The sequence below is a fragment of the Billgrantia sulfidoxydans genome, assembly GCF_017868775.1.
Classification (GTDB): Bacteria; Pseudomonadota; Gammaproteobacteria; order Pseudomonadales; family Halomonadaceae; genus Halomonas; species Halomonas sulfidoxydans.
The window spans coordinates 2,649,373-2,664,192 of the sequence record NZ_CP053381.1 but is presented as its reverse complement, the minus strand read 5'-3'; the positions used below and the strand labels follow the sequence as shown (position 1 = coordinate 2,664,192).

The 14,820-nt window shown below is 64.6% G+C and carries 11 protein-coding genes; 7 read left to right on the top strand and 4 right to left on the bottom strand.

Features of this window, described 5'->3' with window-relative positions:
• Positions 1-3: 3 nt before the first annotated feature.
• The 3 genes from HNO51_RS12260 to fliF are packed head-to-tail and all read right to left on the bottom strand — an operon-like array spanning position 4 to position 3,480.
• Complete coding sequence (locus tag HNO51_RS12260) at positions 4-750, bottom strand: flagellar assembly protein FliH (RefSeq protein WP_197447644.1); 747 nt, start codon at positions 748-750, stop codon at positions 4-6.
• Positions 743-1,747, bottom strand: a complete 1,005-nt coding sequence (fliG, locus tag HNO51_RS12255) for a flagellar motor switch protein FliG (RefSeq protein WP_197447643.1) — start codon at positions 1,745-1,747, stop codon at positions 743-745. Before fliG ends, HNO51_RS12260 begins: the two co-directional genes overlap by 8 nt.
• Positions 1,744-3,480, bottom strand: coding sequence for a flagellar basal-body MS-ring/collar protein FliF (fliF, locus tag HNO51_RS12250; RefSeq protein ID WP_209537562.1), 1,737 nt, complete (start codon positions 3,478-3,480; stop codon positions 1,744-1,746). Before fliF ends, fliG begins: the two co-directional genes overlap by 4 nt.
• A 312-nt stretch (positions 3,481-3,792) precedes the next feature.
• Between fliF and fliE the strand changes: the two genes are divergently transcribed.
• The gene (gene fliE, locus HNO51_RS12245) at positions 3,793-4,122 is read left to right on the top strand and encodes a flagellar hook-basal body complex protein FliE (protein ID WP_209537561.1); all 330 of its coding nucleotides are present in this window, start codon (positions 3,793-3,795) and stop codon (positions 4,120-4,122) included.
• A gap of 2 nt (positions 4,123-4,124) precedes the next feature.
• Here the strand turns inward: fliE and HNO51_RS12240 are convergent, their stop codons facing one another.
• The gene (locus tag HNO51_RS12240) at positions 4,125-4,490 is read right to left on the bottom strand and encodes a flagellar protein FlaG (protein ID WP_209537560.1); all 366 of its coding nucleotides are present in this window, start codon (positions 4,488-4,490) and stop codon (positions 4,125-4,127) included.
• Positions 4,491-4,836: 346 nt separating this feature from the next.
• Here HNO51_RS12240 and HNO51_RS12235 point away from each other — a divergent pair, with 346 nt between their 5' ends.
• The 6 genes from HNO51_RS12235 to HNO51_RS12210 all read left to right on the top strand — a co-directional run bounded on the left by HNO51_RS12235 (position 4,837) and on the right by HNO51_RS12210 (position 14,624).
• A complete protein-coding gene (locus HNO51_RS12235; RefSeq protein ID WP_209537559.1) occupies positions 4,837-7,356 on the top strand; it encodes an EAL domain-containing protein in 2,520 nt (839 codons plus the stop codon).
• A 128-nt stretch (positions 7,357-7,484) separates the two neighbouring features.
• Positions 7,485-8,483 carry an OmpA family protein gene (locus HNO51_RS12230; RefSeq protein ID WP_209537558.1) on the top strand — a complete coding sequence of 333 codons (999 nt, stop codon included), beginning with the start codon at positions 7,485-7,487 and terminating at the stop codon, positions 8,481-8,483.
• A 97-nt stretch (positions 8,484-8,580) separates the two neighbouring features.
• Positions 8,581-10,461, top strand: a complete 1,881-nt coding sequence (locus HNO51_RS12225) for a methyl-accepting chemotaxis protein (protein WP_209537557.1) — start codon at positions 8,581-8,583, stop codon at positions 10,459-10,461.
• Positions 10,462-10,634: 173 nt separating this feature from the next.
• The gene (gene fliD / locus HNO51_RS12220) at positions 10,635-12,002 is read left to right on the top strand and encodes a flagellar filament capping protein FliD (protein ID WP_209537556.1); all 1,368 of its coding nucleotides are present in this window, start codon (positions 10,635-10,637) and stop codon (positions 12,000-12,002) included.
• Positions 12,003-12,131: 129 nt separating this feature from the next.
• Complete coding sequence (gene fliD / locus HNO51_RS12215) at positions 12,132-13,493, top strand: flagellar filament capping protein FliD (protein WP_209537555.1); 1,362 nt, start codon at positions 12,132-12,134, stop codon at positions 13,491-13,493.
• 297 nt (positions 13,494-13,790) lie between these two features.
• The gene (locus HNO51_RS12210) at positions 13,791-14,624 is read left to right on the top strand and encodes a flagellin N-terminal helical domain-containing protein (RefSeq protein WP_209537554.1); all 834 of its coding nucleotides are present in this window, start codon (positions 13,791-13,793) and stop codon (positions 14,622-14,624) included.
• Positions 14,625-14,820 lie beyond the last annotated feature (196 nt).

Sequence of the window (14,820 nt, the reverse complement as noted above, 5' to 3'; positions counted from 1 at the left end):
CTGCTAGTCATCTTTGCCGTCGCCGGCGGGGGGCGTCGAGTGGCGCCTGCGCACCTGCGACTTTACCGCCTGCCAGCGTGTTTCCCAGGTGGCATCCAGCTCGCCATTAGCGCTCGTCACCCGACAGCCGCCACGGGTCAGCTGGGCATCGGGCTGCAGCTTCCAGCCGGCGGCAGCCAGCTCGACGCCCAGGTGTTCTTCCACCAGCTTGTGATCCTGGGGGTTCAGCCACAGGCGCTGCTGGCCGACCAGTGGTGGCTCGGTGTGCAGCAGCGCCTTGACCAGCTCCAGTACCTGGCGCGGCCGAGCCTTGAGCGCTTCCCCGGCCAGCTGTTGGCCGGTTGCCAAGGCCAGTTCCACCAGATCCGTGGCGATCTCATCGTCGAGCGTTGCCAGCGCGTTCGCGAACTGCTCGGCGAGCGGCTTGAGCGGCGTGACGACCTCGTGAGTGCGACGCTTCAACTCTTGCTCGGCCTCCTGGCGTCCTTCCTTCAAGCCCTGGGCATGGCCTTCGTGGCGCCCAGTCTCGAAGCCGGCTCGATAACCCTCTTCGCGGGCTTCCTGAATGACTTTCTCGCGCAGTGCCTTCAGCTCCGCCTGGCGCTGAAAGGCGGCGCGGCGCCTGGCCTGCTCGGCCGGGTCCAACTCCTGGCTCTGTCGCTCGGCCGGGTTTTCGTCGTGCAACTGGCCCATCTGCCAGCGCTGCCACGGCGCGTGCCGTTCGGAAGAGGCGGGCGAACGTTCAGACATAGGTGTCGTCTCCGCCGCTCAGCACGATCTCGCCGGAATCCGCCAGGCGGCGCACCACCTGGAGGATGGCCTTCTGCTCGGCTTCCACCTGGGACACGCGAATCGGCCCGCGGGCTTCCATGTCCTCGCGCAAGAGATCGGCGGCCCGCCGCGACATGTTGCGCAGGAACTTCTCCATGAGACCTTCGGGTGCGCCCTTGAGCGCCACCACCAGCGAGTTGGTGTCGATCTCCTTGAGCACCAGCTGGATACTGCGGTCGTCCAGGTCCATGAGGTTCTCGAACAGGAACATCTCGTCGATGATCTTCTGGGCCAGGTCCTCGCTGTGGGCGCGCACCGTCTCGATGGCGGTCTCCTCCAGGGAGGAGTTCATCAGGTTGAGAATCTCGGCGGCGGTTCTCACGCCGCCCATCTTGCTGCGCTTGAGGTTCTGGCCATCGAGCATGCCGGAGAGCACCTCGGTGAGTTCCTGCAGGGCAGCCGGCTGGACGCCGCTGAAGGTGGCGATACGCAGCACCACGTCGTTGCGCAGCTTGTCGTCGAACAGTTCCAGCACATCGGCGGCCTGATGGCGCTCCAGGTGCACCAGGATGGTGGCGATGATCTGCGGGTGTTCGTCGCGGATCAGCTCCGCCACCATCGACGCTTCCATCAGGTTCAGAGAGTCGATGCCGCTGCTGGTGCCGGTGGACTCCAGGATGTCCTCGATCAGGCTGGTGGCGCGTTCGCTGCCCAGGGCCTTGGTCAATACCGAGCGAATATGGTCGCTGGAGTTGAGGTTGAGGGCGATGAACTCCTCGGTCTCGCGATGGAACTCCAGCATGACCTGCTGCATGTCCTCGTGGGAGACCTGATCCATCTCCGCCATCTCCATGCTGAGCTGCTGGATCTCCTTGGGCGCGAGGTACTTGAACACCTCCGCGGCGCTGTCCTCGTCGAGGGCCAGCATCAGGATGGCGCTGCGGCGTACGCCGCTCATGGGCTTGGCACTGCTCATTCTTTGTTCATCCAGCTGCGAACGATCATGGCGATCATGCGGGGATCCTCCTGGGCGAGCTCACGCAGTTCGGCCAGGTGGTCCTCATAGGCCGAGGAGCGGCGCTTGCGCTTCGGCTTCTGGTACGGGCGCAGTTCGTCGTCTTCTCCGCCGGCCGCCTGCAGCTCGCCTTCGCTGGCCTCGGCATCGTCGCCCACGCGGACCTGCAGGCCGGTGCCCGGCGCGGCCGCCAGCACGGGACGCTCAGTGTGGCGCTTGATCAACGGGCGCAGGATCAGCAGGTAGCCGAGCAGGATGCCCAGGGCGACCAGCAGGTAGCGGCCGACGGTCAGCGCCAGGGCATGGATCTCGGGCGACTGCCACCACTCGAGCTCCTCGCTCTCCTCGACCACACGGCTGAACGGGCTGTTGACCACTTCGATCGCGTCGCCCCGCGCCTGGGAGAAGCCGATGGCCTGGCGCACCAGGCGCTCGATCTGGGCGATCTCGGCCTCGCTGAGCGCAACGCGCTGCCATTCGCCGTTCTCGTCGCGCTCCTCGCGATAGTCCACCACCACCGCGGCGGTCAGGCGCGTCACCTGGCCCTGGCGATGCTGGATGTGCTGGACGTTACGATCGACCTCGTAGTTGATGACGTCGTCCTGGCTCAGATTGTTTAGCGCGCGCAGGCTCTGCTCGGCCTCCTCGGTGAGCTCGCCTTCCTCGTCGGTCTGCAGCTCGATGGGGGAGGGCGCCACGCCCGGCGGGGTGTTGCTCAGGGCACCGGGGATGCCCCGCGCCACGCCGTCGTCGCCGTTGTAGGAGAGGCTGGTCTGGCGGCTTCGCACCGCGGCTTCGTTGGGCGGCTGGTTGGGGCCGTAGCGCTCGCTGGTCTCTTCGCGGCGCGAAAAGTCGATCTGGGCGGCCACCTGGGCGCTGATGCTGTCGCGGCCGAGGATCGGCGCCAGGATGTTCTCGATGCGCTGCTGGAAGGAGCGTTCGACTTCGGCGATGTAGTCGAGCTGGGTCGCGTCGAGCCCACGGCCCTGGCTGTTCGGCATCGACAGCATGCGACCGCTATGGTCGACCACGGTGACGTTCTCGGCCGCGAGGTCCGGTACGCTGCTGGAGACCATGTGGACGATGGCGGCGACTTGGCTTTCACCCATGACGCGGCCCGGCTCGAGGGTCACGATGATGGACGCCTTGGCGGGTTCGCGGTCGCGCACGAAGACGGAGGACTTGGCCATGGCCAGGTGAACGCGGGCGCGCTCCACCGGCCCCAGGGACTCGATGGAGCGCGACAGTTCACCCTCGAGGCCGCGCTGGTAGTTGACCTGCTCGGCGAACTGGCTGACGCCGAAGGCTTGGCTGTCCATCAGCTCGAAACCGACGTTGCCGCCGCGCGGCAGGCCCTGTTCGGCCAGCTGCAGGCGCAGGCTGTGCACGCTGTCGCCCGGCACCAGCAGGGCGGTGCCGCCTTCGCTGAAGCGATAGGGAACGCCGCGGCTATCCAGCTCGCTGATGATGCGCCCGCCATCGGCTTCGGTGAGGTTGCTGTAGAGGACGCGATACTCCGGTTCACGCGCCCACATCAGCAAGGCCACCACGATCGCGATCATGGCGGCACCGCCGATCAGAACGGCGATCAGCGGGTTTCCGCGAAACTGCTGCTGAAGGCGCTCCAGCAGCGCAGCGGAGGACCCGCTGCCCGGGGAGGCCTGACGCTCCTGCGTCGTGGCGCCGTTGCTCATGCGTCCCCCCGTAGGAGAGCGTCATCGGCTGCCTGGAAAATGTTGCTCGAAGATGGCATCGACTGCATCCGTTCACCGCGTTCTGGCTGCCCCCGTGGGGGCGCAACTGTGATGAACGCTATTATGCGAGCCGCCATCCACTCCAAAGGCGGGAAAAGCCCCTTTTTTTCCTGCCATTTGGTAGTTTGGTGACGCTTCGTAACCTGTTAGCCTTGCTCTACATTCGCCAGGGGCCCGATTCGGCGGCCCCGGCGTCAGCAGGCAAACGCTCCATGGTGCAGATGCCATGGCGAACGAGAGAGGGCGCGGATCATGAGTTCACCGGCCATCCAGTCGGCACTGGCCCAGATGCAGACCCTGGCGACCCAGGCCGGCGGTCAGGCGGGCAAGGGGCAGCAGGTTTCCACTCAAGTGGGCCAGGGCGGTTTCGCTGGCGAGTTGCAGGCGTCGATACAGCGCATCAACCGCCTGCAGCAGGCATCCGCTGCCAAGACCATGGCGTTCCAGGCCGGCGATCCCAACGTCGAACTCAACGACGTCATGGTCGACATGCAGAAGGCCAGTGTCGCCTTCCAGATGGGGCTGCAGGTGCGTAATCGCCTGGTGGCGGCCTATAAGGACGTCATGAACATGCAGGTGTGAACTTACACCTTGAGGCTGATCAGGTTGCCCTGCAGTTCCTCCAGCCGTTCGGCGATGGCCAGCACTTCCTCCGCAGGAATCTGGCGCAGCACGTCGCCCGTTTCACGATCCACGATGCGAGTGATGATCCGTGACGTGTCGTTGAGTTCGAACTCCACGCCATACTGGCGAAGCACTTCGTTGATGCGTTGAATCGGTTCCACCAGGTCGGCTGGGCTGGGTGCCTGGCCGAGGCTTGCGGCCTGGGCCAGCACGGAGCCCGCCGAAGGTAGCGTGGCGAGCACGGTCTCCTTGCGCTGGCGCGGTGTCAGGTCGTGTAACGCCGACGTGTTCAAGGCATTGGTGGCATCGGTCAGTGGCGAAGACATGTCGTGTTTTTCCTTGTGTATGCCTTGCTGAAGCGATCTTTCAGCATCCCCCAAGGCCGTCTGGCGGACAGCCTCTCCCGCAAACTCTATCGGCCGCCAAGCCGGCAACTTTAGCGTCTGGTGCCGCTTTATTTGCGCGAAAAACACCAAGCGTTGGTCTTTTTTTCCCTGCGTTGATGCAAAGTCAGGCCAAGTGGATAAAATGCAGTTACGGATTGGCTACATTCCACATCGCCACTCCGGACAGGCAGGCAGGGATCCTGAACCGTGCAGGGACGCGTGCAGGTTGCTCTTGAGTTCCATGTCGACGACGACTCAAGCAGCAGTATCCAGCCAGCGAGGCGCCATGAGCCAAGAGCTACCCATCGAACGCATCATGCAGTCCGGCCTCCTCACGTGCGAGCCCGAGACACCGCTGTGGATGGCCGCCGAACGCATGGCGGCGCGCCAGTGCAGCTCGATCGTCGTGGTCAAGGCAGGACAGCCGGTGGGAATCTGGACGGAGCACGATGCACTGGCGGTCAATTTTGCCGACCCCGAAGCCGTACGCCAGCCGATAGCCCAGGTCATGAGCCAGCCGGTGGTGTGCCTGCACGGTTCCACGCCGCTCAGTGAGGCCGCACTACGCTTCAACGCCGAGCGGCGCCGGCATTTTCTCGTCGTGGATGACGCTGACGCTCCGCTAGGCATCCTGTCGCAGACGGACGTGGCACTGAACCAGGGGCTCGAGCCCTACCTGCGGCTGCGCGAGGTCCAGGCGGCCATGCGTCATCGGGCGCTGGTGCTGGATGGGGGGCAGCGCCTGGCCCAGGCGGCGCGTTCGATGCGCCTCTCGGAATGCGATGCCGTGGTGGTCAAGTGCGAGGGCGGCGAGCTGGGCATTCTCACCGAACGCGACCTGGTGCGCTTCGTGGCGCGCCATCCGGGCAACACGCCGATCGATTCGCTGGCCAGTCGGCCCCTGCTGACGGTGCGCCAGGACGACACGCTGATTGCTGCACGCGACCTGCTGTTGAATCACCGCGTGCGCCACCTGGCCGTGCTCGACGAGGCCGGTGAGGTGGTGGGGCTGCTGGGCTTTCGCGACATGCTGGCCGGCGCCGAGCACCTCTACATGCAGGACCTGCGCCATGCGCTGGAGCAGCGCGACCGTGCGCTGGCCCAGTCGCGGGAGAACCGCCAACTGGCCGAGCGGGTCATCGACTCCTCGCTGGAAGGCATCATCGTTACCGATGCCGCCAATCGCATCGAATTCGTCAACCGCGCCTTCAGCCACATGACCGGCTATAGCGCCGAGGAGGTGATCGGCAAGACCCCTGCCATTCTCTCCTCGGGTCGCCACGATGCCGCCTTCTACCGCCAGATGTGGGACACCCTGCAGCGCAGCGGCAACTGGCGCGGCGAGATCTGGAACCGGCGCAAGAGCGGCGAGCTCTATCTGGAGCTGCTCACGATCACGGCGATCACCGACCGCAGCGGCACGGCGACCCACTACGCGGCGCTGTTCAGCGACATCACCCACTTGCGCGACAGCGAAGAGCGCATTCGCAAGCTGGCCTACTATGATGCCCTCACCGGCCTGCCCAATCGCCGCCTGCTGGAGGATCGTCTGGAGCTGGCGATACGCCACGCCCATCGCAACCAGAGCCGGCTGGCGGTGATCTTCGTCGACCTGGACCACTTCAAGGAGGTCAACGATGCGCTGGGCCATGCCTTCGGCGACGAACTGCTGGTGATGATGGCCGAACGGCTGCAGACGCGCCTGCGTGAGGACGACACCCTTGCCCGCCTGGGGGGCGATGAATTCCTCGTGCTGCTGCCCGATCTGGAGGAGGTGGACGAGGTGGTGCGGGTGGCCCGGCGCCTGGTGGAGGCCGTGCGCGAGCCCTGCGTGATCGAGGGCCAGGAGTTCCGCCTCGGCTGCAGCCTGGGGATCAGCCTCTATCCCGATGACGCCTCGACGGCGGAGTCGCTGGTGCACAATGCCGATGTCGCCATGTACCAGGCCAAGCAGGAAGGGCGCAACGGCTACCGCCTCTACCGCAACGAAATGAACCTGCAGGACGACCGCCAGCGCGCGCTGGAAACCGCCCTGCGTGAAGCTTTCATCAGCGGCGAGGGGCTGCAGCTCCATTATCAACCGGTGTTCGAGCGTGACGGCAATCGGCTGCATGGTGCCGAGGTCCTGTTGCGCTGGCATCATCCGCTGCTGGGCAGCGTGCCGCCGGTCAGCGTCGTGACCCTGGCCGAGCGCGCGGGGCTGCTGCCGCAGCTGGACGAGTTCATCCTCGAGCAGGTCTGCACCCAGCTGGCCGGCTGGAGTGCCTCGGGGGCTACGCCGGTCCCCGTCAGCATCAACCTCTCGTCGCGCCAGTTCTGGCAGCACGATTTGCCCGTACGCGTGGCTACCAAGCTCAACGAGCACAAGCTTCAGCCGGGCCTGGTGGGGTTCGAGATCGCCGAGCGAACGCTGCTGGAGAAGCCTCATCAGGCGGCCGTCGTGCTCAAGCGGCTGCGGCGGTTGGGCGGCGAGGTCGCCATCAACGATTTCGGCACCGGCTACGCCTCGTTTGGCTACCTGCAGGAGCTGCCGATCAGCATGCTCAAGATCGACCGCCGTTTCGTGCAGCGCCTGGACAGCGGCCAGCGCGGTAGTGCGGCGATCGTGGCTGCGGTGGCGGGGCTGGCCGGAGAAATGGAGTGGCGTATCGCCGCCGTTGGCGTCGAGACCGAGGCGCAGCGCGACATCCTGGCTCGACACGGCGTCGAACTGGTCCAGGGCTACCTCACCGGTCAGCCGGTACCGGCCGATCTTTTCGCCAGTCGCTATCTCTCCCGCAGCGGAGTGGCACCACAAGATGCCTGAAGGCCATTGCCTGGCCATGAGAAACTGTCTTCGGCAGGCGCTTTTTACGGCTTCGCCCGTGGCCGTGATCCCTTAGTCTGGTATCTTTCTTCGTCCGTCTCCCCAACCCCGGATCGACAGCCGTCTCGATGAGTTCCCTGCACGCCAGCGGCGGCGATCACCGTGGCCCCATGCGCCACGAGTCGCTGATGCCGACCCACTACGATCACGATCAGGACAGTACCTGGATGATCGGCTACTTGGACATCATGACCCTGCTGGTGGCGCTGATGGTGCTCATCTTCACGCTCTCGAGTTTCGGGCGCCCCGGCGACGAGGCGGCACCGCTCGCCACACGGGTGCCCTTCGCCATACCGCTGCCCAGCGAGATGACCCAGGCGCTGCCGTTGGCGGAGATGCCTCGCCCGGTTCCCGGGCGGCTGAGCCAGTCGGCCATCTCGGCCGCGCTGGGCGTGGCTGGGTTGCCGCGGCGCTTGACGCCGGCGCCGAGCGAGCGGATCGCCTTCGCGGCGCCCACGCCGCTGGCCCTGCTGGCGCAGCGCGAACCCCCACCGCTCATGCTGCCGATGCTGGTGGCAAACGGCAGCGTGCCGACCTCGCCGGCCGACTTCGCGCTGGTGCTGACCGACCGCCCGCCGAATGGCGTCATGGAGATCACGCCGCAGGCCGTTGCCGCGACGAAAGCCTTGCAGGAGACACTGAGTGCACGCCTTGACGATGCCCCCTACCTGGCCGACCTGGAGGGCGTCGAAGTTTCACGCGTGGCCGAAGGCATCAAGCTGCGCGTGGAAGACCGGCTGCTGTTTCCCACCGCCACGGCCGAGCTGAGCGACGACGGCGAGGCGCTCATCCAGCGTCTGATGGAGGTGATCCAACGCCATGACGGGGAGGTCGCCGTGGAGGGGCACACCGACAGCCGCGCGATCCGCACCGAAGAGTTTCCCTCCAACTGGGTACTCTCCAGCGCCAGGGCGATCGCCATCGTGCACGCGCTGGAGCGTTCAGGCGTCGATTCGCAGCGCCTACGTGCGGTGGGCCTGGCCGACACGCGGCCCCTGGCGAGTAACGACACGGGGGAAGGGCGGGCCCAGAACCGCCGTGTCGAGGTGATCATCCACGCGCGTTGACTTGCGGCTAAAGTCTAGCGACTCGCAGCCGATATGCGGTTACCCCCGGCGCATGGACGTGACCGGCTCCGCATTCCGTTACAAGCGAGAACTCTCCATGCTCACCTCCCTGCGACTTCGTTTGCTATTGGTCACGGCCGTCGTTATCGCCGCGTCGCTGATCGTCAACGCCGCCATCAACTACTTTACCCTCCAGCGCCATAACGACCAGCAGGTCGCACGCCACCTGTCAGCCGAAGCCCAGGGCAACGGGCTCGCCATCAGCGAGTGGATCGATGCCCGCGCCAGCATGCTGGAGGCGCTGGCGCCTGCCGTCGAGGGCGAAGACCCCCTGCCGGCTCTGCAGCAGGTGGCCGCTGCCGGTGGCTTCATGTCGACCTACCTGGCGAACCCGGCAGACGGCAAGGGCATCTTCTCCGATGGCTGGAACCCGCCCGCCGATTACGACCCGCGACAGCGTCCCTGGTACCTTCAGGCGGTGGAGGCCGGCGGCACCATCGTCACGCCGCCCTACGTGGATGCCAGTACCGGCGGACTGATCGTCACCATTGCCACGCCTTTCCACGACGAGGGTCGGCTGGTGGCGGTGGGCGGTGGCGATATCTCCATCGACACCATCGTGGACAACGTAGGCGACATCGCGCCGACGCCGGCAAGCTTCGCCTTCCTCGTCACCGCCGACGGTACGCTGGTGGCGCATCCCGATCCCGATATGACGCTGGAGCCGGCGTCACGCCTCTCCCCGGCCTTCGGCAATGACTATTTCACTGCGCCGATCGGGGCCGAAGCGCCCGTACGGCTTGACCTGGAGGGGCGCAGCAAGTGGCTTCGCAGCGTGCCGATACAGGGAACCGACTGGCAACTCGTCGTGGCGCTGGACCAGCGCGAAGCCACGGCCGGGCTGCGCGCCGTATTGGGTACCTCGCTGGCAACCCTGGTGCTGGTGGTGCTGGGTGCCGCCCTGGTGCTGGGGACGCTGCTCAAGCTGATGTTCCGTCGGCTGCAGGTGGCGCGTGACGCCATGACCGACATTGCCAGCGGCGATGGCGACCTCACCCTGCGCTTGCCGGAGGACGGCCGCGACGAGGTGGCCCAGGTTGCCGCCGCCTTCAACCGCTTCGTCTCGCGCATCGAGGACGTCATGCTGACCATCCGCGATGCCAGCGAGTCGGTGACCGTGGCGGCGGGGGAGATCGCCACCGGCGGTCAGGATCTTTCTCGGCGCACCGAGAGCGCGGCGTCGAGCCTGCAGCAGAGCTCGGCCTCCATCGAGCAGATCACCAGTACCGTCGAGCACACCGCGGATTCGGCGCGCCAGGCCAGCGAGCTGTCTCAGTCCGCTTCCGAGGTGGCGGCCCGCGGTGGCGAAGTGGTGGGCCAGGTCGTGACCACCATGGAGGAGATCACGGCCTCCTCCGAGCGCATCGGCAACATCGTCAAGGTGATGGACGGCATCGCCTTCCAGACCAACCTGCTGGCGCTCAACGCCTCGGTTGAGGCCGCCCGTGCCGGCGAGCAGGGCCGGGGCTTCGCCGTGGTGGCGGGTGAAGTGCGCCAGCTGGCCACGCGCAGCGCCGAGGCCTCGCGCGAGATTCGTGGGTTGATCGAGGCTTCCGGCCAGAAAGTGGCTTCTGGCACCGCGTTGGTCCAGCGCGCCGGCGCCACCATGGAGGAGCTGGTCGAGGGGGTCGGCCGCGTGGCCAAGGTGTTGGGCGAGATCAGCGTCGCGGCGGGCGAGCAGAGCGACGGTATCGGGCAGGTCAACATCGCCGTGGCGGAGCTGGACCGCATGACCCAGCAGAACGCCGCCTTGGTGGAAGAATCCACCGTCGCGGCCGAGCAGCTCAAGGACCAGGCCGACCGGCTGGCCGAGGCCGTGGGTGGTTTCAAGCTCAGCGAGCGCAGGGTGGATCGGCAGGCTCCCAGGCAGATTGAGATGGCACCAACCCGGTCGCGTGAACTCGTCGAGCTGGAGTGAGTCCTTTCCGGCCGCTGAGCCAGACAGGCTCGGCGGCCCTGTTCATAGGCAACGAAAAAAATCGCTTCCGAGCCTAAAGGTTGGCTCGCTGCCGCCGACAAGCTAGGTACGGACGGTACCGAGCGATGCAGTGTCGCTCGATACCCGAACTCACCGGCTGAAGGCAGTTCCCCATGGCCAGCATCTCCTCCCTCGGCATCGGCTCGGGCCTCGATCTCAACGGCCTGCTCAATCAGCTCCACGACGCCGAGCGCAGCAAGCTCGAACCCATTAAACAGCAGATCGAAACCCAGCAGGTCAAGATCTCCGCCTACGGCGAATTGAAGGGAGCCCTTTCCGGTTTCCAGTCCGCCAACGAGGCCCTCAACGACGCCGCTCTCTTTCAGGGACTATCCACGTCCGTGAACGGCGATGCGGTGCAGGCTGCGGCAGGCCCCGAGGCTTCGCCCGGCCAGTATGCGATCGAGGTGGAGCAATTGGCGACCGCCGGCAGTCTTGCCACGCAGCGCGTCGAGAGCCTCGATGCCGAACTCAACGATGCCGATGCCATGCTCGAACTCGCCTTCGCGGATAACAGTCTCGATCATGGCGTTGCCATAGCGGCAGATAGCACTCTCGAAGACGTGCGAGACGCCATCAATGCCGATGCCGAGGCGGCCGTCACGGCCTCGATCGTCAACGATGGTGAGGGCTACCGGCTGGCCCTGATGTCGCAGGAGACCGGCGAACAGGCGGCCATCGTCGATGCCAACTTCGCGACCGTGGCGGCACAGGTAACGCTGGAGGACGAAGCGGTGCTGCAGGAAGGCCGGGATGCCCGGTTCGAGGTGAACGGCATCGCCGTGGCGAGTGCCGACAACCAGGTTGACGATGCCATCCAGGGGGTCGCGCTCAGCCTTCAGGGCACGGGCAGCAGCATCTTGACGGTCGAGCCGGACACGGACTCCATTCGGCAGGCCGTCGCCGACTTCGTCGAATCCTACAATGAGCTCAAGGACACGGCAGGCAAGCTGACGGCTTTCAACGGCCAGGACGGGGAGGCCGGTGAGCTGATCGGGGACAGTGCGGTGCGCGGCATCGAGTCCCGTCTGCGCAGCGACCTGGCAAGCGTGATCGAGGGGAGTGACCACGCCATGCTGGCCGACCTCGGCATCGCCCTGCGTGTCGATGGCACGCTCGAGCTCGACGAAACGAAATTGGAAGCGGCGCTCGCGCAGGATCCGGGCGAGGTCGGCGCCTTTTTCGCCGGAGAGAGCGCAACGGATGGCATGGCGGGCCGGCTCGACGCGACACTCGAACAGCTGCTGGACAGCAATGGAGCACTGGAAGGGGCCATCGGCGGGGCCGAGAATCGTATCGACAGCCTGAACGAGCGCTATACCCGTACCGAGCAGAGCATCGATACCACCATCGCGCGTTACCAGACGCAGTTCGGTCAGCTCGACGGCATGCTGGCCCAGATGAACCAGACCAGCGCCTACCTGACGCAGCAGCTAAGCCACTTACCGGGCCAGGGCGAGGGTGGTGCGGGCATGCTCTGATCACTCCCTGCTTGGGCTTGCCTGCCGCTAGCGGTCAGAAAAATTATGCCACAGGGCTAAAGTTGCCGGTTCAGCAGCCGATAGTAGGCCCATAACCGTTATTGACGCTCACGGAGGGCGCATCGTCCCATGGCAAGCATCTCCTCACTCGGTGTTGGCTCTGGCTTGGATCTGTCGGGGCTACTCGATCAGCTGAACGCGGCGGAGCGACAGAAGCTCAAGCCGATCACGGCCCAGAAGACACAGGAGCAGGCCAAGATCTCGGCCTATGGCCGGCTGCAGTCCGGCCTGACTAAGTTCCAGGACGCCGTGACCAAGCTCAATGACGCCAAGCTGTACCAGAGCTTGACGACCAGTGTGTTGGGCGAGGGTATAACCGCTACCGCGGGAGCGGATGCGAGCCCGGGGCGCTACGAAGTCACCGTGAATCACACCGCCAAGGCGGGCAGTATCGCCAGCCAAGGCGTCGCAAGCACCACCGATGCGCTGGTGGGCGCGGGTGGCGATACGCTGACGCTCAGTTTCCAGGGCAAGGCGGACGTCACGGTCGATCTCGCCGAAGGCGGGAGTCTCGAGGACATTCGAGATGCCATCAATGCGAATGCCGATGCCGGAGTGTCGGCTTCGATCATCAATGACGGCAACGGCTACCGCCTGGTGGTGAACTCCAAGGAGACGGGGCTGGCAGAGAGTGTGACGGGCATGGCCTTCGCCAATACCGCGCTGACCGAGGATACGGCAGTCAAGGTGGTCGGGAGAGACGCCGAGCTTCTGATCAACAATATCACCATCACCAGCAGTTCCAACCGGGTTGAGGGCGCGATTCAGGGCGTGACGCTCGAACTGGACGCCGCGGCGGCGGGGAAAACCGCGACGGTGGTGGTGGAGCGCGACAACAATGTCCTCAAGGAGGCTGTGAAAGGGTTCGTTACCGCCTACAACGAGATGAAGTCGACCATCGGTCGCATGACCGAGGCGACCGGAGACGCCGATACGGCTGGTGAACTGGTCGGCGACCGTGCCGTACGCACCATCGAATCGCGGCTCAGCCGAAACCTGGGTGATCTCGTCCCGGGCGGCGACATACAGATGTTGACCCAGATGGGCATCTCACTGAAGCCCAACGGCCGGCTGGAACTCGACGAGACCAAGCTCGACGAGGTGATCGCAAGCAATCCCCAGGCACTGTCTGATTTCTTTGCAGGAGATAGCAAGGAAGCCGGCATGGCTGGCCGGCTCGGTACGACGCTGGAGCAGGTGCTGGGCGCCGAGGGCTTGGTGAAGAGCTCGATCAAGAGTTCGGAAACCAAGGTGGACAGCCTGAACGGCCGCTACGAGCGCATGGAGCTCAGCATCGAGCGAACCATCGAGCGCTATCGCAAGCAGTTCGGTCAGCTCGATGTCATGCTCGCCAAGATGAACTCCACTGGCTCTTACTTGATGCAGCAGCTCGATATGTTGAGCATGCAGATGGTCCAGACCAAGAAGTAGTAGAAGCCGCTAGAGAGTTCTGCAGCGGTGCCAGGATCACGACTCATCCTGGCCAATTTACCGGGCCCGGCAATTGCCGGGCCCGAGCGTTTACGACACCGAAGCCGACTTGGCAAGGTGTCCGATCCTTCAAAAAAAGCAAAAAAAGTCGTCTCGCCCCCTAAAGGTTTTCCTCCGTAAGCCGTTAATTAGGGTAACGGCCAACGGCGCCGTTGAGACAGGCCCGAGATGCTGGGCCGCAGGAAAGGTTCAGTGGGCCCGTCAATGGAGCCCTCAACGTAAAGAAGGAATGACACCATGTCAGTGATCAATACCAACATCACCGCCCTGATCGGCCAGAACAACCTGAAGTCCTCCCAGAGCATGCTGGCCAAGGCGCAGGAGCGTCTCTCCTCCGGCCTTCGCATCAACAGCGCTGCCGACGATGCCGCCGGTCAGGCCATTGCCAACCGCATGAGCGCCCAGATCAAGGGCATGCAGCAGGCTCAGCGTAACGCCAACGACGGCATCTCCATGGTGCAGACCATGGAAGGCGGCCTGAACCAGCTGAGCGACAACCTGCAGCGTATCCGTGAGCTGGCGGTGCAGGCAGCCAACGACACCAACTCAGCTGATGACCGTGCTTCCATCCAGCTGGAAATCGATAAGCGCGTCGAAGAAATCACTCGTATTGCCGAGGCAACGACTTTCAACGACACTCAACTGCTCAGCAATTCTGCTACTTTGAATATTCAAGTGGGTGCCAATACCGGAACCTCTGACTCCATCGAAGTCGCAACCGTGACGATGACGGCTAGCGATATTGGCCTTGCTGGCACATCAGTAGCAGACATCGACGTTAACAGTTTTGCAAGCGCGCAAGCAGCTATCGATGTTGTCGACGCTGCCCTTCAGCAGATCGACGATCAGCGCGCTACGCTCGGTGCTACCCTGAACCGCTTCGATTCAGTAGTGGAAAACCTGACCACCAACGTCACCAACCTCAGTGAGGCCCGTTCGCGAATCGAGGATGCCGACTACGCAGTCGAAGTTTCCAACATGACCCGCGCGAACATCCTGCAGCAGGCAGGTACATCGATGCTGGCCCAGGCCAACCAGACTCCGCAGAGCGTACTCTCTCTGCTGGGCTAATCGCGAAGTTGATATCGGGTTGTGTTATGCAACCCTCCCCCGAGGCTGGCCGATTGGCCAGCCTCGCTTCGTTGTGGATACTTGCTGGGAAACCACTCAGCCTAAGAGTGAAAAAGGGGGTTGTTGCTTGTCCTTTTGCACGTATCCCGAGGCGCCAGGCGGTTTACCATGAGCAGTTGTCATCGTATACGACTGT

What these genes read in the sequence shown, in the direction of transcription:
- HNO51_RS12260 (WP_197447644.1), bottom strand. Translation starts at nt 750, where the DNA reads ATGTCTGAACGTTCGCCCGCCTCTTCCGAACGGCACGCGCCGTGGCAG.
- fliG (WP_197447643.1), bottom strand. Translation starts at nt 1,747, where the DNA reads ATGAGCAGTGCCAAGCCCATGAGCGGCGTACGCCGCAGCGCCATCCTG.
- fliF (WP_209537562.1), bottom strand. Translation starts at nt 3,480, where the DNA reads ATGAGCAACGGCGCCACGACGCAGGAGCGTCAGGCCTCCCCGGGCAGC.
- fliE (WP_209537561.1), top strand. Translation starts at nt 3,793, where the DNA reads ATGAGTTCACCGGCCATCCAGTCGGCACTGGCCCAGATGCAGACCCTG.
- HNO51_RS12240 (WP_209537560.1), bottom strand. Translation starts at nt 4,490, where the DNA reads ATGTCTTCGCCACTGACCGATGCCACCAATGCCTTGAACACGTCGGCG.
- HNO51_RS12235 (WP_209537559.1), top strand. Translation starts at nt 4,837, where the DNA reads ATGAGCCAAGAGCTACCCATCGAACGCATCATGCAGTCCGGCCTCCTC.
- HNO51_RS12230 (WP_209537558.1), top strand. Translation starts at nt 7,485, where the DNA reads ATGAGTTCCCTGCACGCCAGCGGCGGCGATCACCGTGGCCCCATGCGC.
- HNO51_RS12225 (WP_209537557.1), top strand. Translation starts at nt 8,581, where the DNA reads ATGCTCACCTCCCTGCGACTTCGTTTGCTATTGGTCACGGCCGTCGTT.
- fliD (WP_209537556.1), top strand. Translation starts at nt 10,635, where the DNA reads ATGGCCAGCATCTCCTCCCTCGGCATCGGCTCGGGCCTCGATCTCAAC.
- fliD (WP_209537555.1), top strand. Translation starts at nt 12,132, where the DNA reads ATGGCAAGCATCTCCTCACTCGGTGTTGGCTCTGGCTTGGATCTGTCG.
- HNO51_RS12210 (WP_209537554.1), top strand. Translation starts at nt 13,791, where the DNA reads ATGTCAGTGATCAATACCAACATCACCGCCCTGATCGGCCAGAACAAC.